Below are 2,077 nucleotides of genomic sequence, written 5' to 3' on the forward strand. Positions count from 1 at the left end.
CCGGGTCGGGCCGGGGGTCGGTCCCGGTGACCGAGTCGGTCGGATGGGCGCGGGCCAGCGCCAGGGCGTGCGACAACCGCTGCGCCGATGCAGGGTCCCGTCCGCCCAGCTCCGCGACGATCGCGGCTGTCACCGTGTGGCGGCGTTCCAGGGCGCCGATCAGTGCGGCTCGGGCGAGATCCGTCCGGATGTGGAGCCTGTCGAGACGATGTGCGGTGAGGTAGGCGGCGAGCAGGGCGGTCACCGCCAGGATGACCAGTGCGACGACGACGAGGATCACTTCAGCGGACACGAATGGTCTCCCCCGGTCCACGGACGGTCTCGTACACGCGGATCACCCGCTCCGCCACGACCGGCCAGTCGAACTCCCGGACCGCCTCGGAGGCGCGCGCGCAGAGATCGGCTCTGTGTCCGTCGTCGCCGAGCACGCGGACGAGGGCGGCGGCCAGGCCACCGGGGTCCCCCACCGGTGCGAGTTCACCACAGTCCCCGTCTCCCAGGACCCGGCGGAACGCGTCGAGATCGGAGGCCACCACGGCCGTCCCGGCCGCCATCGCCTCCACCAGGACGATGCCGAAACTCTCCCCACCCGTGTTGGGTGCGCAGTAGACGTCCGCGGCCGCGAGCACCGCGGCCTTGCGGGTGTCGTCGACCCGACCGAGGAAGTCCACGTCGAGGCCCGACGGCAACCGGTCCCGCAGTGCCCGCTCGTCGCCGTCCCCCATGATCCGTAACCGGAGGTCGGGCACGGCCTCCAGCACGGCCGGGAGTGCGGAGACCAGAACGTCCATACCCTTGCGCGGTTCGTCGTAACGCCCGAGGAAGGCCACGGTGGGTGAACCGGATCGCTCGGCCGTCGCGTCGACCCCGCGGAACGCGCCGACGTCCACGCCGTTGGGGATCTCCACCGCGCCGGACCCGAGGGCCTCCATCTGCCACCGCCGGGCGAGGGTCGACACCGCGATCCGACCGCGGATCTTCTCCAGGAGCGGTGCGAGGGCGCCGTCCGCGGCACCGAGGATCATCGAGCCGGAGGTGGATGTGTGGAAGGTGGCCGTGATGGGTCCCGAGGACATGGCCAGGGCGAACATCCCGACTCCCGGCGCGTTGGGTTCGTGGATGTGCAACACGTCCAGCGGATCGCTGCGCAACCAGTGACGGGTGGTCCGCCAGGCCGCGGGTCCGAAGCTCAACCGGGCCACGGACCCGTTGTACGGGATCGGGACCCCCGGGCCGGTCAGCGTCATCCCGGAGACCGGTGCGTTCTCGGGGCGGCCGGGGGCGAGCACCCGGACCGAGTGGCCGCGCCGACGCAACTCCTCGGTCAGATCCACCACATGGGCCTGGACGCCGCCCGGCGCATCGAAGGAGTAGGGGCAGATCATGCCGATGCGCACGAGTCGATCAGCCCTCGATCCGCGCGCGACGGTCGGCGGACAGGTCGGCCAGCCACAGGGGTTGGAGCATGTGCCAGTCCGCCGGGTGACGGGCGATCCCTTCGGCGAAGAGGTCGGCCATCGCCTGCACGGCCGCCTCCACTCCGCCGGAGACGTCGATGGGCGGGGTGATCCGCACCCGCATCGTCTCCTCGTCGGAATACCAGAACTGCGCCACGAGGAACGGCGCGCCGGTCTCCACGGCGAGCCTGGCAGCCCCTGCGGGCATCCGGGTGGTCTCACCGAAGAAGGTCACCGGGACGCCGGTCCGACGCAGGTCCCGTTCGCCGGGCAGGCACACGATGCCGCCCCCGCGGAGGAACTCGCGGAGTGCCTCGAGCGGCGGCGTGGCGCCACCGGTGTGCGGATAGATGGTGAATCCCAGGCTCTCCCGGTACTCGAGGAAGCGCTGATAGAGGGATTCCGGCTGCAACCTCTCGGCGACCGTGGCGAAGGTGCCGTACCGCCGCGCCAGCCATGTCCCGCCGAGATCCCAGTTGGCCGAGTGCGGGAGGGCCACGATCACCCCGCGTCCCCGGGCCAGGGCCGCGTCGAGGTGGTCGACGCCCTCGATGGTCCGGTCCATCTCCCTGGCCACGGCCTCGCGGTCCATCGAGGGCAGACGGAACGCCTCCCGCCAA

The 2,077-nt window shown here is 71.7% G+C and carries 2 protein-coding genes and 1 pseudogene; all 3 read right to left on the reverse strand.

Going from position 1 to position 2,077, the window contains the following annotated elements; genetic code table 11:
* Positions 1-292, reverse strand: a pseudogene (locus G6020_RS10585) (NUDIX hydrolase); the annotation flags it as partial.
* Positions 282-1,397: a glycosyltransferase family 4 protein gene (locus G6020_RS10590; protein ID WP_182610600.1), complete on the reverse strand. Its 1,116-nt coding sequence runs from the start codon at positions 1,395-1,397 to the stop codon at positions 282-284. The gene G6020_RS10590 and the pseudogene G6020_RS10585, both read right to left, overlap by 11 nt.
* A 7-nt stretch (positions 1,398-1,404) precedes the next feature.
* On the reverse strand, positions 1,405-2,077 hold a 673-nt coding region (locus tag G6020_RS10595; protein WP_241732665.1), incomplete at its 5' end, for a phosphatidylinositol mannoside acyltransferase.

Source organism: Dietzia sp. B19 (genome assembly GCF_014145155.1).
GTDB classification, from domain to species: domain Bacteria; phylum Actinomycetota; class Actinomycetes; order Mycobacteriales; family Mycobacteriaceae; genus Dietzia; species Dietzia natronolimnaea.